The sequence below is a fragment of the Chromatiaceae bacterium genome (genome assembly GCA_016714645.1).
In the GTDB taxonomy this organism is placed as follows: domain Bacteria; phylum Pseudomonadota; class Gammaproteobacteria; order Chromatiales; family Chromatiaceae; genus M0108.
The window spans coordinates 132324-154605 of record JADKCI010000005.1 but is presented as its reverse complement, the minus strand read 5'-3'; the positions used below and the strand labels follow the sequence as shown (position 1 = coordinate 154605).

Genomic DNA, 22282 nt, shown 5'->3' with positions numbered 1-22282 from the left:
CGGGGTCTAGGGCAGCTTGGTCGCCGGGAGCGCGTAGCCCAGCGCCAGCCCCAGCAGCAGGAGCCCTAAACAACCCTTGAGCCAGCGTTGGGGGACGTGGCGCTGCAGGCGCGCCCCCAGATAGGCCCCGACCAGCCCCCCGCTCCCGAAGGCCAGGCCCAGCAGCCAGTCGGGACCAGCGACGATACCCGGTGGGACAGGTAACCAGACGTAGGCCGCCAGGGCAATAGCCGAGGTCATCAAGGTCGCGGCCAGGGTCGCGCCGGCAATGGCATGGATCGGCAGGCGATAAACAGCCAGGCAGATCGGGACCATAAAGGAGCCGCCGCCGATGCCGTAGGCGGTCCCGATAATGCCGACCAGAAAGGAGAAGCCCAGCAGGGAGGGGACGCCACAGCTATAGTCCCCGTCGCCATAGGCAAAGCCCAGGCGCCGGACATTCCCGGACAGGCGTTTTATCCTTGCGCCCTTTGCCTCTGGCATCGGGTCCCGCGCCCGCCAATCGGCCAGCATCCGCCAGGCCAGGTACCCGAGGATAACCGCCGCAAAGGGCTCGAAGCTGGACTGTTCCGCCAGCAAATTGGTGCGCAACCAGGCACCCACCAGGGTCCCCGGGGCGCCGCCCGCGGCGATGACCAGGGCCAGCGGCCAGCAGAGCCGGCCCTCGCGCCCATACCGGTAAAGGCCGCCGGGGATGGCGACCAGATTGAAGACCAGATTGGTGGCGCTCGCGGCCGGGCTGGCAAAGCCCAAGACCGAAAGCTGAAAGGGCACCAGCAAAAAGGCCCCGGAGATGCCAACCATGCTGGTCAGCAGCGTAATGCCGCACACCGCCAGTATGGGCAGCCAGAGGGGCAGGGTCAGGCCGGCAATGGGAAAGGTGTACATGCGGTTATTCTCCCCGTCATCCTGGTCAACGCCGCCAAGGTCGCGATCCTCGGGGGGCCCGTCATGCCCAACGACTACCTGGCGGCGCGCAATCTCCTCCTGCTGCTTTCGGGCGACATAATCACTCCCCGCCTGGGCCGTCCCATTGGCGGTCGCATACTTCACCCTCACCCCGCCACCACCGGCGCCATCAAGTCCGCCCCTGCCTCCGCCACCCGATTCACGCGGTGACTGACCGGCCAGCAGCGCAGCGCCGCCGCCGGTGCCGGCACCAGCAAGGCCTGGGCCGCCGCCACCGGGCCCCCCAGCCAGGTCGCCCAGGAGCGCGGCGCCAGGATCAGCGGCATCCGCTCATGCACCGGCGCCACCCGGGCATTGGCGGCCGTGGTCAGAATGCAGCAGGTCCGTAACAGACCGCCATCCGGGACCCGCCACCACTCCCAAAGCCCGCCCAACGCCAGGACCTCACCCCCCGGGTCGCTGAAGAAAAAGGGCTGCTTCGTCCCCCGCTGGGCTTGCCATTCATAAAAGCCATCGGCGGGGATCAGACACCGGCGTTGCCGGAAGGCCTCCCGAAAGGCGGGCTTGGTCAGCACCGTCTCGCTCCGGGCATTGATGGGCCGCGGGCCGTCGGTCGGGTCCTGGCGCCAATGGGGGACCAGCCCCCAGCGCAGCAAATGCAGCACCGGGTCTCCCACGGGCGACCGCCGCACCACGGCGATGTCGCTGGCCGGGGCGATATTGGCGCGCGGCGCCAGGTCCGGACATTCCGCCAGACCAAAGACGCGGGTCAGTTCCTCGGGGCTACGGGTCAGGGCGAAGCGGCCACACATGCCACATAGTTTAGCCCACCCCCGGCAACTCCTCCCAACAGGGCTAATCCGTTCTAGCGATGATTCGTTGTTACAACCGGCAGTTGTCCGCAACTCTGGACAAAGCCCGCTCGTCCGGGTATCGGCTGCAGCAACAGGATCCGGTCGGCCGCCAAGTCACCAGGTTTCTTCCGTGACCGGTCATCAGAGGACCAGATTGAACACATAACCCACCAACATGATGCCGGTGGCCACCACCCCGACGAAGGTCGCTATCAGCGGCCAGCGTAACACCTTGCGCAAGATCATGATCTCGGGCGCGGAGAGAGCGATCACGCTCATCATGAAGGCGAGCGTGGTGCCCAGCGCCGCCCCCTTGCCGATCAGAGCCTCGACCACCGGGACTATGCCCGCGGCGTTGGTGTACAAGGGCACCCCCATGACCACCGCCACGGGCACCGCCCACCAGGAATCACGACCCATGAAGCTCGCCATGAAATCCGCCGGGACATAGCCGTGGATCAGCGCGCCCAGGCCGATGCCGACCAGGACATAGGGCCAGACCTTCCCAACGATCTCTCGCACATGGCGCAGGCCCGCCTCGAAACGCTCGCGCCAGACATAGTCCGAGCCGTTCGGGGCCTTCGACTGGCCCATGTGAATGGCACGGACCCAGTCCTCCAGATAGCGCTCCATGCCTAACTTGCCGATGACCAGCCCGGCGGCAATCGCTACCAGCAGCCCCAGCCCCAAATAGAGCGCCGCCACCCGCCAGCCGAAGAGCCCGAGCAGCAGGGCCAGTGCCACCTCGTTGACCATGGGCGCGGAAATCAGGAAGGAGAAGGTCACGCCGAGGGGCACCCCCGCCGAGAGAAAGCCGATGAAAAGCGGCACCGCCGAACAGGAACAGAAGGGGGTAACGATCCCGAGCGAGGCGGCGAGCAGGTTGCCGACCCCCAGCCGCCTCCCGGCCAAGAGGGCACGGGTGCGCTCCGGGGCGAAAAAGGTCTGGATGACCCCCATGAGGAAAACGATGCCAACCAGAAGCAGTAACACCTTGGGGGTGTCGTAGAGGAAGAAATGGATGGCCTCGCCGAAGCGCGTATCCCGCGACAGGCCGAGCAGCGCCACCGCCAGATCCGCGAGATCGGCGAGATGGACATAGAGCGCCACCCAGACCGCGGCGCCCAAGGGCAGACTCCAGATCCAGGGCAACAGGGAGCGGGATGCGCTTGTCTCGGTCATGATGTTTGTCCGGTTAACCAGGGTCTTATTACCCTGGGGGTTCAGGTAGCTTACGCCTCGGGGACCCCTGGATGAGTACCTATGGATCAACCGGCCAGTCGCCGGGCGCGGGCCATCTCGATCAGACCGGTGGCGATCTCGAGTTGGCCGGCATGGCCGCGGCCGGCATCGCCGCTCACCCGGTAGCGCTCATCGACGATGATGCTCGGCACCGCATTGATGCGGAAGTGGTCAGCGCTGGCTTGGGCCTGGCCCAACCGGACCTCCACGGCGAAGCTGGTGTATGTCTTCTTAACGGCGTCTGGATCCAGGCCCTGTCTGGCAACCCAGTCAATGATCGCCGCTTCGCTGTAAAGGTTGACGTGCTGCTTGCCGACGGCGTCGAAAACCGCCTGGTCGAGCCGCGCCAGAGTGCCGTCCACTTCCAGGGTGAAGTACAACCGCGCCAGGGCGGTCCAGGCCGTCCGGCCGAAGCTGACCGGCAGGCGCTGAAATTCGACGTCCGGGGGCAGCTTGGCCGCCCAGGCGGTTATCAGGGGATTGAGGTCGGCGCAATGGGGGCAACCGTAGGAGAAAAACTCCTGGACGAGGATTCGCCCGCCAGCATCCTTGGGCGCTGGGACCGGCAGGTTTTGCCAATCGCGGCCCTCGACCCACTCCGTCGCCCCGGCGGGGGGCAGGATGAGGCTGGCGGCAAGGCCGATCAGACAGGCATGAAAATCGCGACGAGTCATTGACATTCCCCTATTCAGGCGCCGGACAGGGCGCCGCTGACCAGGACGCCGGTCATCACCAGCAGCAAGACGCCGCAGGCGGGGCGCCCCAAGGCCAGGCCCCGATGCCGACCCAGGGCATCCAGCCAGCGCTGTACCAGGCCGAGGGAGCCGGCGGCAAGCACCACGCCCAGCAGATGCCCCAGGGCGAACATGACCAGCAGCAGGACCGGTAGCAGGAGGCCGCCAGCGACCTCTAGGCTGGCGACGCCAAGCACGGGGGCAATCCAGGCAAAGGCACAGGGCCCTAGCGCCAAGCCAAAGACCAGGCCCAGGAGGAGCGCGGTCCAGGGTCCGCGCCGGGTGGGTTGCGGCAGACCCTGGCCTAGGCTCGGCAGAGGCAGCCAGTCGAGCAAATAGAGCCCCCCGAAGAGACACAAAAGCGCCGCCAGCCAGTTCCCGGAAAAGCCCAGATCGCCCGCCAGGCGCCCCAGGAGGAGGGCGACCGCCCCCAAGGGCAGCAGGCTCAGCAAGATGCCCAAGGCAAAGGCCAGCACAATGAAGAGCCGACGGCGCCTCATCACCCCAGGGGATGGTGGGGTGCCGGCCGCGCCGACAGCCACCGGCGTGGCCGCCAGCCAACCGACCACCAGGGGCACCCCCGCCAAATGGCAGGGACTCAGCCAGATACTGGCCAAGCCCCAGGCGAGGGCGGCGGGCAGCGCGACCAGGGGGGCGCCGCCGAGAGCGTCGGCCATCACCGCCAACGCGGTCACGGGTTCGACCCCTGGGCAGCATCCAATGAAACCCCGGCGACGGCAAAGCGGGCCAGCAGGGCATCGGCGGTAATGAAACCCAGGTGACGGTCAACCTCCTGGCCCTCGGCATCCAGCAGGATTTGGGTCGGCATGGCACGAATGCGCCACTGTTCGGCCAGCGCCCGCTGCTCCAGGAGGTTGACCGTGACCACCCGCAGCGTCTCGGGGTAGCGTGCGCGGAGCTGGTCGAGTTGGCCCTTCATCGCCCGGCAACTGGCGCAGCTATCCATGCCAAATTCCATCAGGGTCGGTCGCGGTGTCGTGACAGCGGCTGGCGCGGCGGGTGGCGGCATGGCAACGGTTTCTGGTGGCTGGTCAGGGCCCAAGTAGTTATTCAAGGCCATACCTCCCCCGATCAGGGTGACGATAGTGACGAGCTTGAGGATGAAGGACCGGTACGGCATGGTGTTCTCCCGCGGGGAGGCGGCGGTCATGAGGAGGGAGGCTTGGCTACCTCCTTCCTTACGGATAGGTTTGATCCAGGTAGTCGGTATGGACGGGCATTTTCAGGGCGTGGGGACGTAGGCCCTGGACCTGGCGCACCACCTCGTCCCGGTCCATGCCGGACTCCAGCAAGAGGATGGCCGCCATGAAACCGGTGCGGCCCGAGCCGCCGCGACAGTGAATGGCGAGGGTGCCCTGCCCTTCCAGCAACGACAAGAGGGTTTGCTTCTGGGCGGCGAACGCGGTCGCAAAGCGCTCATCCGGGGCATGATCGTCCTCCACGGGGAGGTGAAACCACCGCATACCCGTTGCGGCGCAGGCATCGGGCAGCGACTCGGCGGCGAATTTTGCCAACTCTTCCTCTGGCATCAGCGTAACGAGGGCCTGGGCGCCCGCCGCCTTCAGGGTCTTGACCGCATCCTCCAGGGTGGTGTCCTTGGTTCCTGGGCAAGGGTGAAAATCAGGGTAGCGCCGCTGGCGAGGGTCAACTTATCGTAGGGGTGAGACATGCGGATTTTTCCATTATCGAGATTGAAATCAAGAGACTGCCGCCTGGATCAAGTGTTCCAGGCCGTGACCGCCGACGGGCGGCTCGGCCAGCCAGGGTACCAAGGCACACCGCTGGCTGAGGGTCGCGGCTACCTGGCGGATCAAGGGGGCCTCGGCCAGGCCGCGCTGGCGCAGCAGCGGATGGCGGGTACCGCTGGCCAGCAGACTCTGGTTGATCACCCAGGCGAAGGGCTCGATCCCGGCGCGTCGCAGGTCCCGTTGCAAACGCTCGGCCTCGTGGACCGGGGTCGCCTCGGGCAGGGTGACGACCAGCACACGGGTGAAATCAGGGTCGCGCAGGCGCGGCAAGAGTTGGCGCACCGCCTCGGGCAGATCGCCCTGGGTGCGCGTAACCTCGCGATGGTAGGCCTCGGCGGCATCCAGGAGCAGGAGGGTGTGGCCGGTGGGCGCGGTGTCGAGCACCACGAAGCCGTCCTGGCCGCCATCCACCGCGCGGGCAAAGGCGCGGAACACCGCGATTTCCTCGGTACAGGGCGAGCGCAGGTCTTCTTCCAGCATGGCCCGCCCATTGGGGTCGAGGTGAGCGGCGGCCTTGGCCAGCACCTCGGCCCGATAGGCGGTGACCTCGGCCGCAGGGTCAATGCGACTGACGCTCAGACCTGAAATCGACTCGCCGACGGCCTCGGCCACATGGGCCGCCGGGTCCGTGGTGGATAGGCGCACCGGATGGCCGCGCCGGGCGAGCGCGACGGCGATCGCCGCCGCCAGCGTGGTCTTGCCGACGCCGCCCTTGCCCATGGTCAGAATGACGCCGCGTCCGGCCTTGGCCAGCGCTTCCACCAGGCAGGACAAGGGCTCCGGCAGGGCGCAGTCGCTGTCCGGCAGATCGCCCGGCGGCTGGACCAGCGCCGGATTCGCCATTTGGCGCAGTGCATCCAGCCCCAGCGTCCCCAGCGGCAGCAGCGGCGTGACCGTCGTCGGCAGTGCGGAGAGACCTGCCGGCAGCGCCGCCAGCGCCTCGGTACCGCGCCGCATCATGGCCTCGGCGATGGCGTCGTCGGTCTCCGTCACGTCCAGGATGCCATTGATCGCCAGATGCGGATGGCTTACGCCAAGGTCCGCCAGTTCAGCTCGGGTGCGCTCGGCCTCGCGCAGTGCGGCGGTATCCGGGCGGCTGACCAGGATCAGGGTGGTCCGTGCCGGATCGGCGAGTTGCTCGACCGTCGCGGCATAGAGCGCCTGCTGTTGTTCCAGCCCGGCCAGCGGTCCCAGACAAGAGGCCCCGCCGGTGGTGGAGTCGATGAACTCGCTCCAGGCCGAGGGCAGGGTCAGCAGGCGCAGGGTATGGCCGGTGGGCGCGGTGTCGAAGATGACATGATCGAACTGCACCGTTGCGGTGGGGTCGCCCAGCAGTTTGGAGAATTCGTCGAAAGCGGCGATCTCCAGGGTGCAGGCGCCCGAGAACTGTTCTTCCATGCTGACGATGGCCGCGGCGGGCAGGAGGCCGCGATAGGGCGCGACCATCCGCTCACGATAATCGTGCGCCGCCGCTTCGGGGTCGATATTGAGAGCAAAGAGTCCTGGCGCGCCGGGGATAGCGGTAGGGGTCTGAGCGAGCGCGACCCCCAGCACCTCGTCCAGATTGGAAGCCGGGTCGGTGCTGACGATCAGTACGCGCCGCCCGGCCTCCGCGAGCGCCAGACCGGTAGCGCAGGAAAGCGAGGTCTTGCCGACGCCGCCCTTACCGGTAAAGAAAAGGTGCCGGGTGCGGGTGTTCGGGATGGCCATCAGCAGCAGCCGCTTCCGGGCTCACAACAACCGGAACTAACCTGGACGCGAAGGTGTGGCTTGGTTGCCGTGGCGGTGCTCGTGGGCAAGTCCAGCTTCTGGATCAACTGGGTGCGCGAGAGATAGGCGCCGGTGGCGACGATGCGCCCATCGATCAGGGTCAGCGGCAGGCGCTCCATCCCGGCCGCCAACTCCTGGAGCACCAGCGGATTGACCGCGAATTCCCCAGGATTTTGGGACAGGTTATAGCGGCTGACTTCGACCCCCTGCCCCGCCAGCCATTGCAGGTCGGCATTGAATTGGATCAGCACGGGATCGACCTCGACGCCGCATACGCCCGTGGAGCAGCACATGGCAGGTTCAAAGATTTCGAGCTTGTTCATGACCATCACCTTGGTTGCGAAGAGAGGCCTGCCTCGTACCAACCCTTGCTGGCATTGACGACCTTGACCACCAGCAGCATCACCGGCACCTCGATCAGGACCCCGACCACGGTGGCCAGGGCGGCCCCGGATTCAAAGCCAAAGAGGGAAATGGCCGCCGCCACCGCCAATTCGAAGAAGTTGCTGGCACCGATCAAGGCCGAAGGGCAGGCGACGCTATGTTTCTCGCCGACCTTACGGTTCAGCCAGTAGGCCAGAGACGAGTTGAAAAACACCTGGATCAGGATGGGCACCGCCAGCATGGCGATGATGAGGGGCTGGTTGAGGATCTGCTCGCCCTGGAAGGCGAACAGCAGCACCAGGGTCAACAGCAGGGCGACGATGGAGGCGTGACCCAGGGTCGCCAAGGTATTGTCGAACCGGGCCTGCCCCTGTTTGAGCAGGAAGAAGCGCCAGACCTGGGCGATCCCGACCGGGATCAGGATATAGAGCACGACCGAGGTCAGCAGCGTGTCCCAGGGCACCACAATGGATGACAGCCCCAGCAGCAGCGCCACGATCGGCGCGAAGGCGACGATCATGATGGCGTCGTTGAGGGCGACCTGGGACAGGGTGAAATAGGGATCACCCCCGGTGAGCCGGCTCCAGACGAAGACCATGGCGGTACAGGGCGCCGCGGCCAGCAGAATGAGCCCGGCAACATAGCTATCCAGTTGCTCCGCCGGCAGCCAGGGGGCAAAGACCTGGCGGATGAAGATCCAGGCCAGCAATGCCATGGAGAAGGGCTTGACCGCCCAGTTGATGAAGAGGGTCACGCCGATCCCCTTCCAATGGGACTTGACCTGGCCGAGGGCACCGAAGTCGATCTTCATCAGCATGGGGATGATCATCACCCAGATCAGCACCCCAACCGGCAGATTGACTTGGGCAACCTCCAGCCGGCCGAGGAATTGGAAGGGGGCGGGAAAGAACTGACCGAGCCCGATCCCGACCAGAATGCACAGGGCGACCCACAGGGTCAGCCAGCGTTCAAACAGATTCATGGGGACACCGGCGGCCTGCTTGCCGGCGACTTCGCATTGGGCGCTCAAGATGTTGCTCCTGTGGGTGGGTAGGGGCCGATCCGCGTCAGCAGGTCCGCGACGCGGCGGCGGATGTCATCCCGGCTGGCACGAAACACGGCCAGGATCTCGTCCTCGCCGCCAGTGGCCTTGGCGGGATCCGTGAGAGGCCAATGTTCCTTGCGGGTGCCTGGTGGCAGCAAGGGGCAGTTCTCCTCGGCATCGCCACAAACGGTAATCACCAGGTCGGCCCACGTCAGGTGATCCGGGGTCAATTCCTTCGAGGATTGGCGGGAGATATCCACCCCAGCCTCGGCCATGACCGCGATGGCCCGCGGGTTCTGGCCCTGGGGGCTGATGCCGGCGGAGTTGGCCGCGACGCTGCCTTCGCTCAAGGCCCGCAGCCAGCCCTCGGCCATCTGGGAACGGCAGGAATTGCCGGTGCAGACAAACAGGACGTTAGGATTCATGACACTACCTCTGTGGTTGTGCCCCTAGGGCATGGCGCCTTTGTACCGAAATTGCGAATTTCTCCGCATGGGTGCTTGGTTTCGCTCTCATGACTCTCCTCATGCGGGTGTCCCGACCCTGGTCGTGGTCCCCAGCGCACCGTGCGCGTCAGCGGCTCCGGCTGTAAGGTGGCGTGATGAATGCCAAACTGGCCGTTGAGCAGGGCGTGACTGGCCTCCATGACCTGCTCCCAAGCCGCCAAGTCCCGCACCACCAGATGGGCCGTGAGCAGGGTCTCATCTGCACGGACGTTCCAGAGATGCAGGTCATGCACCGAGGCAACGCCGGGAACCGCCGCCAAGGCCTGCCCCACCGCCCGCGGATCCAGGTTGAGTGGCGCCCCCTCCATCAAGCCATGCAGGGCCTCGCGCAGCAGGCGCAGACTGGAGAACAGAATCAGGGCGCCGATGGCCAGCGACAGCAAGGGGTCGATGGGGGTCCAGCCGGTGAAGGCGATGACCAGGCCGGCGACCAGGGCCGCCACCGAGCCTAGCAAATCACCCAGCACATGCAGGAGGGCGGCACGGGTATTGAGGTTCTTCTCTCCCCGATTCAGCAGCCAGGCCACCCCCAGATTGATGACCAGCCCGACCGCGGCAGTGAGGAAGACCGCCTCGCCCAGCACCGGCCGCGGCTCACCCAGCCTGGCCACGGCGGACAAGATCAACCAGGCCACCAGGGCCAGCAGGGCCAGGCTATTGATCAGGGCGGCGAGGAATTCGGCACGGCCAAAACCATAACTGTGGCGCGGCGAGGCGGGTCGCCGCGCCAGCCAGGCCGCTGCCGCCGCCAGGGCCAGGGCGGCGGCATCGTTGACCATGTGGCCAGCATCCGCCACCAGGGCCAGGGAGCCGGCCCAGAGGCCGACACCGGCCTCCACGGCGGCAAAACCCAGTGTCAGCAAGGTGGCCAGAATCAAGGGGGTCCCGGTCCCAGTATGCGAATGGTGGCCGTGGTGGTGGTCGTGAGTTTGGCTCATAAGGTGTTTTCCCGCCCTGCGGAATGCGGCGTATTTGGCGCCCTTAGTTGGTGCCCCACCCGTACAAAGCGAGCCCTTTGCTCACCGTTCGTAGCCCGAGCAGGGAATACAGACCTGCTTTTCGCCCAGGATGCGCAGACAGGCCCTGGCGGTCGACTCACCGCAGGCCGCGCAGGGGACAAAGCCCATGACCTCGGGCAGCCGTCACGCTCGAATTGAAAGACCATGCCGATTGTCCAAATGTCCGACTCCGGGGCATTCCACACCAGATCAAGCAGCTCCAGTTGCTCGGCCTCGGGGATGTCATCGGGCTCGATGCCCTGGCCGCGCTTGGTCATGAAGGTGGAGGCGCCGATCTGCTGCTGCAGACTCGGCTTGTAGCTGACGCGAATTGCCCGATTGCTGGTCCGCTCGACGAGGGTGACCGCGAGCTTGCCGTAGGGCGTCTTCTCCAGATTGCTATTGCACCCCGTCGCCGAAGCAACCAAGGACCGGCCCCTTCGCCGTGGCGATCCGAGCGTCGCGACAACCTCGTCGTCCTGGTTCAGCAGATCGACATCCACATCGCCATGGATATCTCGACGCTCCATGCCGCGTTTGGCGATCACACCCTCGACCACATAGCCAGCTTCGGTGGCTCCTTGCACAACATCGATGAGCTTGAACTTTTCGCTGTCGTCGATGACGGTTGGAATCCGCCGTTTCATGGTCGATCTCCGTTGAGATTGATGGGGTCGGGGTGCCGAGCAACGCCGCGGGAGAAACTCGGGTAGAGCACGGGCAGGACGAACAGGGTCAGTAAGGTCGAGGACAGCAGTCCGCCCACCACCACGGTCGCCAGCGGGCGCTGGATCTCGGAGCCCACGCCAGTGGCAAAGAGCAAGGGCACCAGGCCGAGCAGCGTGGCCAGCGCCGTCATGAGCACCGGGCGTAGACGCGACAGGGCGCCGTCCAGGATGGCCTGGCGGCTACCGAGTCCGCCCGCCAGGTTCTGATTGATGGCATTGACCATCACCACACCGTTCAGTACCGCGGTGCCGAAGACCGCGATAAAGCCGATCGAACTCGGCACCGACAGGTAGATACCGGAGAGGTACAGGCCCGCTACCCCGCCGATCATGGCGAGTGGCACATTGAGCATGATGAGCAGCGCCTGACCCACGGAGTGGAAGGCGAAGTACAGCAGCAGGAAGATCAGCCCCAGGGACAAGGGCACCACGATCATGAGCCGTTGCTGGGCGCGCTGCTGGTTCTCGAACTGACCGCCGAACACCACCGTGTAGCCGGTCGGGAGTCCTGCCTCGGCGCCGATCCGGCCGTCGATCTCCGCGACCACACTGCCCATGTCGCGGCCAGCCACGTTCGCCTCGATCACGACGCGGCGCTGGACATCGTCGCGGCGGATTTGCGGCGGACCCGATTGGATCGCCACCTCGGCGAGGTCGCGCAGACGCACCCGAGCGCCGTTGGCGGCGGTCAGGATGAGGTCGCCGATGGCCTCGACGCTGTCGCGGTGGTTGGGCGCGAGCCGCACCAGGATGTCGTAGCGCTCGTTGCCGCGGATCACCTGGCCGGCCTTGACACCGCCGATGGCGTCCTCGACCAGGGCCATCACCTGCGCCACCGGGATGCCGTAGCGCGCCAACCGGTCGCGGTCCGGACGAATCGCCAATTGGGCCTCGCCGGCGATAGGCTCCAGCGCCACATCGCGGGTGCCGGGCACCGCCTTCACGATCGACTCGATGGCCTTGCCGTACTGGGCGAGCCCGTCCAGATCGGGTCCGAATAACTTCACCGCGAGCTGCGCCTTGACTCCCGACAGCAGCTCGTCGACGCGGGTGGCGATGGGCTGGGAGAAGGAGAACAAGAGCCCCGGGTGCACGGCCAGGGCCTGCTCCATTCGCTCCTGGAGCGCTGCGCGGGTGCTTGCCGTGGACCACTGCGCCGGCGGCTTGAGCCCGACATAGATCTCGATGTTGGAGACCGGCTCCGGATCGCCGCCAAGCTCCGCCCGGCCGATGCGGCTGGAGGCGTAGGTCACCTCCGGAAAGCCAAGCAGGATCGGCTCCAGCTTGGCGGCCACCGCCAGCGCGGTATCCAGACTGGAAGACGCCGCCAGGGTGACGCGAATGTTGATGGTCCCCTCTTCCAACTCCGGCACGAACTCAGTGCCCAGACGGGGGATCAGCCAGAGGGTGCCAACAAACAGCGTCGCCGCGACCAGCACCACCAGCCAGCGTACTTGCAGTGCGCCTTGGAGCAACCGGCTATAGGCCCAGGCCAGCGGCACCAGCAGCGGACTGGTGCGCGGCACAATGGCGCGCCGAAAGCTGTAGCTGGCCAGCGCCGGCACCACCGTCAAGGCCACGGCCGCGGAGGCGAGCATCGCCAGGACGATCGCCAGCGCCATGGGTTGGAACAGCTTGCCTTCCACGCCTTCGAGGGTGAACAGCGGGGCGAAGACGATCAGGATCACGCCGACGGCAAAGAACACCGGGCGGCCAATCTCGCGCGCGGCCTCCTCGATGCGCAAGGCGATCCCGCCCTCGCTATCTTCGGGGTTGCCGCGCGAGAGGTGGGAGAAGATGTGGTCCATCATCACCACGGACCCGTCGACGATCATGCCAATGGCGATGGCCAAGCCGCCCAGCGACATCAGATTGGCGGAAACGCCCCACCAGGCCATCACCGCCAGGGCGAACCCGATGGACAGCGGGATAGAGATCAGCACCAGGAGAGTGGCGCGGATGTTGAGCAGGAACAGGGTGAGGATGATCACGATCAGGACGAAGGCCTCGGCCAGGGCGCGGATGACGGTCGCCACCGCCTTCTCCACCAGATCCGACTGGTCGTAGAAGGGCTCGATCACTACACCCGCGGGCAGCGCGCGCTGGATCGCCGGCAGGCGCGCCTTGATGCCGTCGATGGTGGCCTTGGTATTGGCCCCCATGCGCTTGAGCACGATCCCGGCCACCACTTCGCCCAGAGCGCGCGGCTGACCCGCGGCATCGCGCACACTCATGGTCACCGCCCCCTGACGGATTTCGGGGCCGAAGGCGACCTCGGCCACATCGCGCACCCGCACCGGCACGCCGTCGATGTCCTTGAGGGGGACATTGGCGATGTCGCGCAGGCCGCCCTCGCCCGGGCGGACCCAGCCGACCCCGCGAATCGTCAGTTGCTCCAGGCCGCGGTCCAGGTACCAGCCGCCGGAATTGCGGTTGTTGGCCTCGATGGCGGTCGCGATATCCTGCACCGACAGGCCGTAGGACAACAGGCGCTGGGGGTCGGCGCGGACCTGGAACTGGCGCACCTCACCACCGTAGGACAAGACCTCGGTCACGCCGTCCACCGGCAGCAGCAGGAGCTTCGCAACCCAATCGTTGAGTCCGCGCAGGGCCATCGGGTCGAAACGCCCGGGGTCGTCAGTGCGCAGGATGTACTGGAAGACCTGGCCGAGCCCGGAGGTGTTGGGGCCCAGCTCCGGGGTGCCCACCCCCGGCGGGATCTGCCCCTTGGCGTCTTGCAGCCGCTCGAACACGAGCTGGCGGGCAAAATAGATATCGGTGCCCTCGTCGAACACCACGGTGACGACCGACAGACCGGTCTTGGAGATAGAGCGCACCTCGGCCACTGCGGGCAGGGCGTACATCACCACCTCGACGGGAAAACTGATGAGCTGTTCGACCTCTTCCGCGGCCAGCCCCGGGGCCTCGGTATTGACCGTGACCTGGACAGTGCTGACATCGGGAAAGGCGTCGAGCTTCAGGCGCTGCAGTAGCAGCACTGTCGCTGCCATCCCCGCGAGCAACGCCAGCAGGACCAGTAACCGGTTGCGGACGGCGGCCTCGACGATTCGATCTAGCATCGCCGCCTCCTCAGTGGCCGTGGGGGTCGAACCCGCCTTTGGCGAGTTCAGACTGGAGGAAGAAGGCACCCTGGGTCACGACCTGGGTGCCGGCCGCCAGGCCCTCGATCACGGCCAATCCGCCCACCGTGCGAACCAGTTCGACCTCGACCGGCTTGAAGGTATCCTCGCCCTCGGCCACGAACACCTGCCAGTCCCCGTCCGGACTGCGCAGCACCGCGGTCTCGGGGATCGCCAGCACCGGCGCGGACGCGCCAACCAGGACTTCAATGTCGACGAACACTCCCGGGTGGAGCCGATGCCCCGGGTCGGGGACCTCAATGCGGACCGCCTGGGTGCGCGTGGTCTCGTCCAGCCGGTGATGGATTTGGATCACCTGTCCGTCGAGCCAGATCGTGTCGTTTCCAAAGGCGACGCGCGCCCGATCGCCCACGGCGACCCGCGCCGCGTCCTCGGGCGCCACTTGCGCCTCGACCCAGCGCACGGATTCGTCAGTAATTTCAAACAGCAGCCGCCCCGGCTGCACCTGTTCTCCCAGGATGAAATCGTCCTGGATCAGGGTCCCAGCCTGCGGTGCCAAGAGTTCGAAGGTGCCATCGGCGCGCCCCGCGGCGTTCGCCAACAAGGCCGCGATCTGCGGCTGGGTCATGCCGAAGGCGAGGACCCGCGAACGGGCCTTCTGGCGTGCCACGCTGGCCTGCAGATACTCCTTGTCGGACACGAACTTATCCTTGATCTTGTCCAGACGCTCCCACTCGAGTTCTGCGACCACCAGATCACCCTGGGCCTCGGCTAGGTCTACGCTGGACAGGGTCACCAGCGTTTGGCCCGGCACTACGCGATCGCCCAGGCGCGCATGGCGTGCGACCACTTGGGCCGCGATGCGCGGCGTGACCTGAGCGGTAGCGTAGGCGTTCAGGCGCACCTCGCCGGGGGCGCGCAGGCCATCGCCGATGGGGCGCGCCGTCAGCGACTGGGTGGCCAACCCCAGGGTACGACGCTGCTCGGGTGTGAGTTCGACCCGCGGGGGCGACTCGGCCCCGAGTTCGTGTCCGGTGCTGGGGGCGTCGGCCTCCCGGAGCGGCGTGGGCGCATCGGCCGCGGCCATTAGAGTCGCTGGCACTCCGGCCAATGAGACAGCGAGCAGCCAGGCAAACGAAAAGTTAACGAGCGCGCGCGGTGGTGCCGCGGCGGGATGAAAATAGTCCATAGAAAGCGTCCTCGATCCGGGAAAGCGGCTCAGCCGCGCACCCGGCGCGACTGCCATTCTGTCGATCGAATCAGGACCGCGGCGGTTTCAGCGGGGGGCAGCGCGGGCGCGTCAGGAGCACACCACCGGCGGGACGGACAAAGCGATCGGCCGCTAAGGCACCGATGGTCGGTTGCCATTGGTGGAGTCCCACCAAGTGAAGGCTCGCGTGGCAGATGTGATGACAGCCGGGGGTGGTATGTTCGGTATCAGTCGAGGTCCAGTGTGACGACGCCGATGTCCCCAAGGCCCCATCGTGCCCTGGGGCGGCGTGAGCCCAGGCGATCCCGTAACCGAGAAGCGTAAGGGCCAAGATGGATATGAGGAAGCGCCGGAGCATGCTGGAACGTCGTGTTTAGAACCTGGGAGGGTGTTATTACAGTTGACGAAAGTAGGGGCAAACCAACCAAATTGCAACGTGCCGAGGCACGGGGCCGGCTCCTACGCTTCTAAAGCTTAAAATCTATCATCCGTCCGTCCATCACCGCATAGCTCTCGAGCAACCGGCAACCAACGACCGGCCCGTTCGCCCGGGGGTACAGCCCTGCGTTTGCGGGCGACATCCATGAGGCAAGAGACCCATGCCTCAGGGGTGCTGACCGCCCAACCCTGCGTGGGCGACCCGCCACCGGCGTGACCGGCCGGGCCCACGCCCGGATGACGGCCGGCTCAGCCCGCCGGCTGGCCCGCCACCGCCTCCCCCTTTACCGGCGGCAGCAGGAAGGAGATCAGCGCCGCCGCCAGCACAAAGGCTGTGGACACCCAGAGGCAGCCCACCAGACCCTGGGTCTGATAGACCCAGCCCGACAGCACCGTCCCCGTCAGCCGGCCGGCGGCATTGGCCATGTAATAGAAGCCCACGTTCATGGCCACCTTATCCTGGTCCGAGTAGGCCAGGATGAGGTAGGAATGGACGGCGGAGTTGATGGCGAAGACGGCCCCAAAGGCAAAGAGGCCGATGATCAGCGACAGGCCCGGGTCCAGGCCCTTCATCAAGGCCAGGGCGATGCCGGCGGGGAAGACCGCCAGCAGCAGGGCCCAGTTCCGGGCACTCTTGCCCTGGGGTCCCTGGCCGCCATGACCCTGGCGCAACAGGGCCGGGGCCCCCGCCTGGACGAAACCATAGGCCACCACCCAGAGGGCCAGGAAACTACCGACTTCCAGATGGTTCCAGCCGGTCACGGAGGCGAGAAAGACCGGCAGGCCCACCACGAACCAGACATCCCGCGCGCCAAAGAGGAAGAAGCGCGCCCCGGAGAGGATATTGATCTCCCGGGTCTTGGAGAAGATCTGGCTGATCTTGGCCTTGACCTTGGTGGTCCCCAGCCCGGACGGCAGGGCCCAGGCCACATAGAGATAGAGGAAAAAGAGGCAGGCCGCCATGCCCGCCAGGGCCCACCGGAAGCCCACGGTATAGAGCAGCAGGCCGCCCAGGAAGAAGCCGACGCCCTTGAGGGTGTTTTTCGACCCGGTGAGGATGGCCACATACTTGAACAGCCGCGTCTCGGCGTCCGCCCCCTTGGGCACCACCATCTTGACGCTGGACTTGGCGCTCATCTTGTTGAGGTCCTTGGCGATGCCGGACAGGGCCATGGCGGTCATCACATAGGACACGGTCAACCAGGCTGGGTCCACCGCCAGCATGCCCAGGGCCAGGACCTGGAGGAAGCCGCCGGCGACCATGGTGCGGTTGAGGCCGACATGGGAGGCGATCCAGCCCCCCAAGCCATTGGTGATGATGCCGAACACCTCGTAGAGGAGAAAGAGGAAGGCGATCTCCAGGGGACTGAAACCCTGATTGTGGAAGTGCAGGACCACCAGCATGTGGATGGCCCCGTCCGTCAGGGTAAAGCCCCAATAGGCGCCGGTGACAACCAGGTAGGTGCGCAGGGCGGCATCCATGGCTACATCATCCGCGCCAGCTTGCGGGTGATATCCATCATGCGGTTTACATAGCCCCACTCGTTGTCGTACCAGGCGTAGATCTTGACCTGGGTACCATCGACCACCAGGGTGGAGAGGGCATCGATGATGGAGGAGCGTGGATCGCCTTTGAAATCGACGGAGACCAGGGGCCGTTCCTCGTAACCCAGAATATCCTTGAGCTCGCCGGCGGCGGCCTCCTTGAAGAGGGCATTGACCTCCTCCGCCGTCACGGGCCGGGCCGCCTCGAACACGAAGTCGGTGAGGGAGGCATTCAACAAGGGCACGCGCACGGCGTGGCCGTTGAGCTTGCCGGTCAGTTCGGGGAAGATCTTGGTGATGGCCTTGGCGGAGCCGGTGGTGGTGGGGATCAGGGATTGTCCCAGGGCGCGGGCGCGGCGCAGGTCCTTATGGCCGCGATCGACGATGGTCTGGGTATTGGTGATGTCGTGAATGGTGGTCATGCAGCCGCGCAGGATGCCGATCTTCTCGTGCATAACCTTGACCACCGGCGCCAGGCAGTTGGTGGTGCAGGAGGCGGCGGTGACGATGTCATGGACGGCCGGGTCGTAGAGGTGGTCGTTGACCCCATAGACGAGGTTGAGGGCCGGATCGGGCACCGGGGCGGACACCACCACCTTCTTGACGCCCTGATTGAAATAGGGCTGGAGGGCCTCCGCGGTCTTGAAGCGCCCCGTGCAGTCCACGACGATATCGATGCCCTTTGCGCCCCAGTCGATCTCCTCGAGGGTGGGGCCCATGCTGAAGCCGACCTCCTGGCCTGCGACGATGAGGGCATCGGACCGGGAGCTGATCTGGTCACGGCACCAGCGGCCGTGGACCGAATCGAATTCCAGCAGGTGGGCTTGGCAGACGGCATCGCCCTTGATTTCATTGACGTGGACGATCTCATACTCGGGGCTGCCCCAGCCAGCGCGGAAGCCCAGTTTGCCCATGCGACCAAAGCCGTTGATGCCAACACGAATAGCCATCTGCTTGTTACTCCCGTGGAGGTGGATTGAATATCTGCGGGGCTTAATATACGTTCTGGCGCATACATGGACAAGACTTTTTTACTCGGGGGGCAGCATAGGGTCAGGGTGGCGACGAGGCCCTTGAGGTCACCCACCAGGCCCGGCTTTGCCTCGGTCTCGGGTAAGCCGATCTTTCGCGAGCCCTGCCTAGTTTCTGCCTTCCGGGCACCCCCTTTACCCAGTCGATCATCGGGGGGCTGCTAGACTTGATAGCGGGTCACACATCAATGGGAGGTCATCATGGCTGGCAGCTTTAAAGAGGCGCTCGAGACCCTGGTCAACCAACGGATCGCGGCGGGCGAGGATCCTCAGGACTTGTTCGAGGAACTCACGCATGAGGCCAATCTCGTCTTCGGTCATTACAACCTGGAGTATGAAATCGGCCTCTTCACCAAGGAGGAGGGGAACAAGTAGGCCCGTTTCACCGGACCGGATGGCGGCTGCCGCCTGGCCCATGCCAGATCGCTTACCTAAAGGGCGAACTCCTCGTCATAAGGTTCTTCGCCCTTGACCACTGGCAGGGTGAAGGCGCGATCCCAGACCCCCCAGCCGCCATCCAGCAGCCGAATGTCCTGGTAACCCAGGGCGTGGAGTTGCAACCAGCCGAGGCTCATGCGGAAGCCGTCGTGGCAATAGAGGTAGACGGTTTTATCCTTGGGTACCTTCTGGTAAAACTCCGCCAGTTCGCCCTCGTTGCGCCACTTTTGGGTCAGCGGATCGGTGCCATCCAGGGAAACGACGTTGAGGGCGCCGGGGATATGCCCACCCTGTACCGCATGGCGGATGATTTGACCGCTGTACATCTCGGCGGGCCGGGCATCCACAAGCACCACGCCGGGATCGCGACGGGAGACCACGTCGTCATAAACCTGCTCCCAGCGCACGAATAGCGCGGGATTGGCGGGTTTGAGGGTGACGCCGCCTGGGGCCGGTGCCTGGCTGGGCTCCTTGGTCAGATCGTTAAAACCACTCCACTCCAGGGCGCCGCCATCGAGTACCCTGACGCGCGCCATGTCGAAGCCGTAGAGCCCCAGCAGGTAGTAAAGACGAGCGGCCAGGGCGGAGCGGGAGTCGTCGTAGATCACCAGAGTGGAGTCATCATTCACGCCCCAGCGGCGCAGAGTGGCCTGGAAGTCCTCCTGGGAAGGGAAGAGCATGATGGAACGACCGTCGTTGTCGCCCAGATCCTTGAATCGCTGCACTTGGATGGCACCGGGGATGTGGCCGACGGTGAAATAGCGATGGGGGTGATAGCGCACCTCAAGGATGATGACCTTGGGGTTGTTGGCCTGCTCGGCGGCCAGCCAGTCGGCGTCGACCAGAAAGTCGCGGGCGGCGTGGGCGGGGGCGAAGGTGAGAAGAGACAGGAGGACTGGAATCAGCAAACGTCTCAACATCGGGGGCTCCTTGTGTTTCGATGACATCAAGCAAATGCCCCGCCGATGGCGGGCAAGGGTTAGGTGCGGGGCGCCTAAGGGCTATTTGTTGGGATAGACATTGCCCTTGTTGGGCACCACCAGGTAAGGATATCCCAGATCCTTCCAGGCGGTGATGCCGTCGGGAGCGCGATAAACATTAGTGTAGCCCAGCTTCTTGGCCCAGGTAGCCGCGTTATGGGAGCGCCCGCACTTGGTAAAGCCGCAATAAATCACGATCTTCTTGGCCAAGTCCGAGCCCAGCACCTTGCGATAGTCATCCTGGGTCGCCCCGGTGACATCCACGTCCTTCTCCCACTCGCCGCTCATGCTCGTCAGGGCGTTGGCCGAGATGGGCAGGGCGCAGACGGCCCCGAACAACAGGGCCGTGGAAAGGGAACGAAAGCTTCTTGTCATCTGGATCACTCCTCGTGGAAAGTGGCCGCGGGGGCGGCTTCGGTTGGTTGCCCCTGGGGGTTGCTCCCAGGGGCTGGCAATCAGTCAGATTTGGCGACTCCAGCCGTCCTCAGATTGGCTGGGGCTCACGCAGCGACGCATAAACCTATTTTCCTCAGTTGACTTCGACAGAACGGCTGTAAGCTCAGTGCGGGAGCGGGCTTGCATCAGAACAGGAGGGTCACCCAATGGGTGAGGGGGTGTTTGAGCAAAAGGCTCTGGTCAAAGCGGTCGATAGCGCCTGGCAGGAGCAGCAGCAGGAGCAGCAGGAGCGAGCGGCGGAGGTGTTGCGCGTGGCGACCCCCGGCGGTCGGTTTCACGTTCGCTGGGACGAAGGCGGCAGCGCCACCGCCCTGGGGCAGTTGGTGTTCTTTGCCGAGTTTCTGGACGTCTCGGGGCTGTTCGCGCGCTGGGTGGATGGCTGTCCGATGGCCTACACGAGCCCCAACGCGCCCGAGGTGGGGAACGTCCTCGGCACCTGGCTGCTGTCGATCCTGGATGGGCAGCGGCGCTATGCGCACGTGACCGAACCAAGCCATACCCCTGCATACCTACTGGATCGGCAACCTGCGCCTGGTGCTCGATGTCGAGGTGCAAGGCGGCAAAGCCAGCGCGGCCAAACACCGCCTGCCCCGCCGGTGTCAGTTGCTCGAGCGGCTCGCCCCCGAGGAACGCCCCACCCGGGTGCGCGGCGACAACGCCTTTGGCAAGGAGGGGGTCATGCGCGAGATGGCAGCCATGGGGCAGCGCTATCTGTTCAAGCTGCGGCAGACCGCCGGGGTTAACCGCCTGATCGAACGACAATGGCAGCACGGCGAGTGGCATGGCGTGGGTCAGGGCGAAGCGGCCACACATGCCACATAGTTTAGCCCACCCCCGGCAACTCCTCCCAACAGGTCGTATAGCGGGGCGTCATCCGTGCCCGGCGCATCTGCCAGGGCTGCACGAACCCCTCCGCCAGATAGCGCAAGGTGCCGCGCCCCCAGCGCGCGTTCACCCCGTCCAGCACCGCCATCAGCCGTTCGCGACGCGCTGTCGCCGCCGGGGTGGTTCTGGCGAAGAGATCCCCCGTCACCGCCCCCACCGGTGCCAGTTCGAGCAGCACGACGCCAGCCCGTTTGTATTCGTACCCCGGGGTGTAGATCTGCCGCAGGCCGGCCCGGGCAGCGCGGAGCAGCCGCGGGGTATCGGCGGTGGGGATGGCGAGGGGTACCGTGGCCCCGGGGTGATACTGGGGCGCCTCGGGCTTGAAGGGGTTGGTGCCGATGAAGACCTGGAGCAGGCCGGCCTCTAAACCCGCTAACCGGAGCTTGGCCGCCGCCCGGGCGGTGTGGCTGGCCACTGCCTCGCTGAGCATGGAGAAGGCGGTCACTGGGATACCGAAGCTGCGCGAGGCAATGATCTGTTGCCGAGGGGGTGGGGCCGCTTCCAGTTGCAGACAGGCGATCCCATTCAATTCCATAACCGTCCGGGCCAGCACGACGTTGAATTGGCGCTGGACGGTGGCGACATCCGCCCGCATGAGATCGGCCACGGTCGTGATCCCCAGCGTGTTGAGCTTGGCGCTCCACCGGCTACCGATGCCCCAGACCTCACCCACCGCCAGCTTGGTACAGTAGTCGGCCTGTTGCTCCGGGGCGAGCTCCAGAAGATTGCAGACGCCCGCTGCCGCAAAGTCCGGGTGCTTCTTCGCCAGGCGGTTGGCCAGTTTGGCCAGGGTCTTGGTGACCCCGATGCCTACCCCCACCGGCAGGCCGGTCCATTGCAGGACCCGCGCCCGCAGTTGGCCGCCCAGGGCGGTCAGGCCCGCGGCCTCCCCCGGCGTGAAGCGCAGAAAGGACTCGTCGATGGAATAGACCTCCTGCTCCGGGCTGAACTGGCCGATGACCTGGATGAGCCGACTACTCATGTCGCCATAGAGAGCATAGTTGGAGGACAGGGCGCGGCCCTGGTGCTGGGCCAGCAGGTCCCGCACCTCGAAGAAAGGCTGCCCCATCCTGATCCCCAGGGCCTTGGCCTCATTACTACGCGCCACGCAACAGCCGTCGTTGTTGGAGAGCACCACGACCGGGCGGTCGCGCAGCTGGTAGTCGAAGACCCGCTCGCAACTGACGTAGAAGTTGTTGGCGTCGATGAGGGCGTAGGGGCGGATGGGCGCCGGTGGCGCGGGGCCGGGGGGCATGGGG

Annotated in this window: 20 protein-coding genes and 2 pseudogenes; 2 read left to right on the top strand and 20 right to left on the bottom strand. The window is 65.7% G+C overall.

The annotated features are described in order from the left end of the window. Positions 1–6: 6 nt before the first annotated feature. From IPN92_17275 to IPN92_17195, 17 genes and pseudogenes are all read right to left on the bottom strand, one after another. Entirely contained in the window at positions 7–888 is an 882-nt protein-coding gene (locus IPN92_17275) for a sulfite exporter TauE/SafE family protein (GenBank protein MBK8639935.1), read from the bottom strand. Positions 889–1055: 167 nt separating this feature from the next. Then, entirely contained in the window at positions 1056–1721 is a 666-nt protein-coding gene (locus IPN92_17270) for an SOS response-associated peptidase (GenBank protein ID MBK8639934.1), read from the bottom strand. A 183-nt stretch (positions 1722–1904) separates the two neighbouring features. Further along, on the bottom strand, positions 1905–2945 hold the full coding sequence (locus tag IPN92_17265; protein MBK8639933.1) for a permease: 1041 nt from the start codon (positions 2943–2945) through the stop codon (positions 1905–1907). A gap of 86 nt (positions 2946–3031) precedes the next feature. Next, a complete protein-coding gene (locus IPN92_17260) occupies positions 3032–3679 on the bottom strand; it encodes a thiol:disulfide interchange protein DsbA/DsbL (protein MBK8639932.1) in 648 nt (215 codons plus the stop codon). A gap of 14 nt (positions 3680–3693) precedes the next feature. Continuing rightward, on the bottom strand, positions 3694–4434 hold the full coding sequence (locus IPN92_17255; protein MBK8639931.1) for a cytochrome C biogenesis protein: 741 nt from the start codon (positions 4432–4434) through the stop codon (positions 3694–3696). Further along, the gene (locus tag IPN92_17250) at positions 4431–4880 is read right to left on the bottom strand and encodes a thioredoxin family protein (protein ID MBK8639930.1); all 450 of its coding nucleotides are present in this window, start codon (positions 4878–4880) and stop codon (positions 4431–4433) included. Before IPN92_17250 ends, IPN92_17255 begins: the two co-directional genes overlap by 4 nt. A 58-nt stretch (positions 4881–4938) precedes the next feature. Further along, positions 4939–5429, bottom strand: a pseudogene (locus tag IPN92_17245) (tyrosine-protein phosphatase). A 28-nt stretch (positions 5430–5457) separates the two neighbouring features. Further along, the gene (gene arsA, locus IPN92_17240; GenBank protein ID MBK8639929.1) at positions 5458–7218 is read right to left on the bottom strand and encodes an arsenical pump-driving ATPase; all 1761 of its coding nucleotides are present in this window, start codon (positions 7216–7218) and stop codon (positions 5458–5460) included. After that, entirely contained in the window at positions 7218–7601 is a 384-nt protein-coding gene (gene arsD, locus IPN92_17235) for an arsenite efflux transporter metallochaperone ArsD (protein MBK8639928.1), read from the bottom strand. The genes arsA and arsD overlap by 1 nt, the downstream gene beginning before the upstream one ends. A gap of 5 nt (positions 7602–7606) precedes the next feature. Continuing rightward, a complete protein-coding gene (arsB, locus tag IPN92_17230; protein MBK8639927.1) occupies positions 7607–8692 on the bottom strand; it encodes an ACR3 family arsenite efflux transporter in 1086 nt (361 codons plus the stop codon). Next, positions 8689–9132 carry an arsenate reductase ArsC gene (locus IPN92_17225; GenBank protein MBK8639926.1) on the bottom strand — a complete coding sequence of 148 codons (444 nt, stop codon included), beginning with the start codon at positions 9130–9132 and terminating at the stop codon, positions 8689–8691. The genes arsB and IPN92_17225 overlap by 4 nt, the downstream gene beginning before the upstream one ends. Then, positions 9129–10151: a cation transporter gene (locus IPN92_17220; GenBank protein MBK8639925.1), complete on the bottom strand. Its 1023-nt coding sequence runs from the start codon at positions 10149–10151 to the stop codon at positions 9129–9131. Before IPN92_17220 ends, IPN92_17225 begins: the two co-directional genes overlap by 4 nt. Continuing rightward, entirely contained in the window at positions 10148–10858 is a 711-nt protein-coding gene (locus tag IPN92_17215; GenBank protein MBK8639924.1) for a hypothetical protein, read from the bottom strand. Before IPN92_17215 ends, IPN92_17220 begins: the two co-directional genes overlap by 4 nt. After that, positions 10855–14019 (bottom strand): efflux RND transporter permease subunit, encoded by a 3165-nt coding sequence (locus tag IPN92_17210; protein ID MBK8639923.1) that lies wholly within the window; start codon positions 14017–14019, stop codon positions 10855–10857. The genes IPN92_17215 and IPN92_17210 overlap by 4 nt, the downstream gene beginning before the upstream one ends. Before the next feature lie 10 nt (positions 14020–14029). Continuing rightward, positions 14030–15127, bottom strand: a complete 1098-nt coding sequence (locus IPN92_17205; protein MBK8639922.1) for an efflux RND transporter periplasmic adaptor subunit — start codon at positions 15125–15127, stop codon at positions 14030–14032. A gap of 810 nt (positions 15128–15937) precedes the next feature. Further along, a complete protein-coding gene (gene arsJ / locus IPN92_17200; GenBank protein MBK8639921.1) occupies positions 15938–17170 on the bottom strand; it encodes an organoarsenical effux MFS transporter ArsJ in 1233 nt (410 codons plus the stop codon). Positions 17171–17172: 2 nt separating this feature from the next. Beyond that, entirely contained in the window at positions 17173–18183 is a 1011-nt protein-coding gene (locus IPN92_17195) for an ArsJ-associated glyceraldehyde-3-phosphate dehydrogenase (GenBank protein MBK8639920.1), read from the bottom strand. Positions 18184–18465: 282 nt separating this feature from the next. On the opposite strand from IPN92_17195, the gene IPN92_17190 reads away from it, so the two are divergent. Continuing rightward, positions 18466–18639, top strand: a complete 174-nt coding sequence (locus tag IPN92_17190) for a hypothetical protein (GenBank protein MBK8639919.1) — start codon at positions 18466–18468, stop codon at positions 18637–18639. Between the two features lie 56 nt (positions 18640–18695). Here the strand turns inward: IPN92_17190 and IPN92_17185 are convergent, their stop codons facing one another. After that, positions 18696–19622, bottom strand: a complete 927-nt coding sequence (locus IPN92_17185; GenBank protein ID MBK8639918.1) for a sulfurtransferase — start codon at positions 19620–19622, stop codon at positions 18696–18698. 81 nt (positions 19623–19703) lie between these two features. Further along, positions 19704–20057, bottom strand: a complete 354-nt coding sequence (locus IPN92_17180) for a hypothetical protein (protein ID MBK8639917.1) — start codon at positions 20055–20057, stop codon at positions 19704–19706. A 227-nt stretch (positions 20058–20284) separates the two neighbouring features. On the opposite strand from IPN92_17180, the pseudogene IPN92_17175 reads away from it, so the two are divergent. Next, positions 20285–20936 (top strand): annotated as a pseudogene (locus IPN92_17175) (transposase). Positions 20937–20961: 25 nt separating this feature from the next. Here IPN92_17175 and IPN92_17170 read toward each other — a convergent pair. Beyond that, positions 20962–22278: a Y-family DNA polymerase gene (locus IPN92_17170; GenBank protein MBK8639916.1), complete on the bottom strand. Its 1317-nt coding sequence runs from the start codon at positions 22276–22278 to the stop codon at positions 20962–20964. Positions 22279–22282: the final 4 nt, after the last annotated feature.

Coding starts and splice junctions, on each gene's coding strand:
- IPN92_17275 (MBK8639935.1), bottom strand. CDS start 888: ATGTACACCTTTCCCATTGCCGGCCTGACCCTGCCCCTCTGGCTGCCC.
- IPN92_17270 (MBK8639934.1), bottom strand. CDS start 1,721: ATGTGTGGCCGCTTCGCCCTGACCCGTAGCCCCGAGGAACTGACCCGC.
- IPN92_17265 (MBK8639933.1), bottom strand. CDS start 2,945: ATGACCGAGACAAGCGCATCCCGCTCCCTGTTGCCCTGGATCTGGAGT.
- IPN92_17260 (MBK8639932.1), bottom strand. CDS start 3,679: ATGACTCGTCGCGATTTTCATGCCTGTCTGATCGGCCTTGCCGCCAGC.
- IPN92_17250 (MBK8639930.1), bottom strand. CDS start 4,880: ATGCCGTACCGGTCCTTCATCCTCAAGCTCGTCACTATCGTCACCCTG.
- arsA (MBK8639929.1), bottom strand. CDS start 7,218: ATGGCCATCCCGAACACCCGCACCCGGCACCTTTTCTTTACCGGTAAG.
- arsD (MBK8639928.1), bottom strand. CDS start 7,601: ATGAACAAGCTCGAAATCTTTGAACCTGCCATGTGCTGCTCCACGGGC.
- IPN92_17225 (MBK8639926.1), bottom strand. CDS start 9,132: ATGAATCCTAACGTCCTGTTTGTCTGCACCGGCAATTCCTGCCGTTCC.
- IPN92_17220 (MBK8639925.1), bottom strand. CDS start 10,151: ATGAGCCAAACTCACGACCACCACCACGGCCACCATTCGCATACTGGG.
- IPN92_17215 (MBK8639924.1), bottom strand. CDS start 10,858: ATGAAACGGCGGATTCCAACCGTCATCGACGACAGCGAAAAGTTCAAG.
- IPN92_17210 (MBK8639923.1), bottom strand. CDS start 14,019: ATGCTAGATCGAATCGTCGAGGCCGCCGTCCGCAACCGGTTACTGGTC.
- IPN92_17205 (MBK8639922.1), bottom strand. CDS start 15,127: ATGGCCGCGGCCGATGCGCCCACGCCGCTCCGGGAGGCCGACGCCCCC.
- arsJ (MBK8639921.1), bottom strand. CDS start 17,170: ATGGATGCCGCCCTGCGCACCTACCTGGTTGTCACCGGCGCCTATTGG.
- IPN92_17195 (MBK8639920.1), bottom strand. CDS start 18,183: ATGGCTATTCGTGTTGGCATCAACGGCTTTGGTCGCATGGGCAAACTG.
- IPN92_17190 (MBK8639919.1), top strand. CDS start 18,466: ATGGCTGGCAGCTTTAAAGAGGCGCTCGAGACCCTGGTCAACCAACGG.
- IPN92_17185 (MBK8639918.1), bottom strand. CDS start 19,622: ATGTTGAGACGTTTGCTGATTCCAGTCCTCCTGTCTCTTCTCACCTTC.
- IPN92_17180 (MBK8639917.1), bottom strand. CDS start 20,057: ATGACAAGAAGCTTTCGTTCCCTTTCCACGGCCCTGTTGTTCGGGGCC.
- IPN92_17170 (MBK8639916.1), bottom strand. CDS start 22,278: ATGCCCCCCGGCCCCGCGCCACCGGCGCCCATCCGCCCCTACGCCCTC.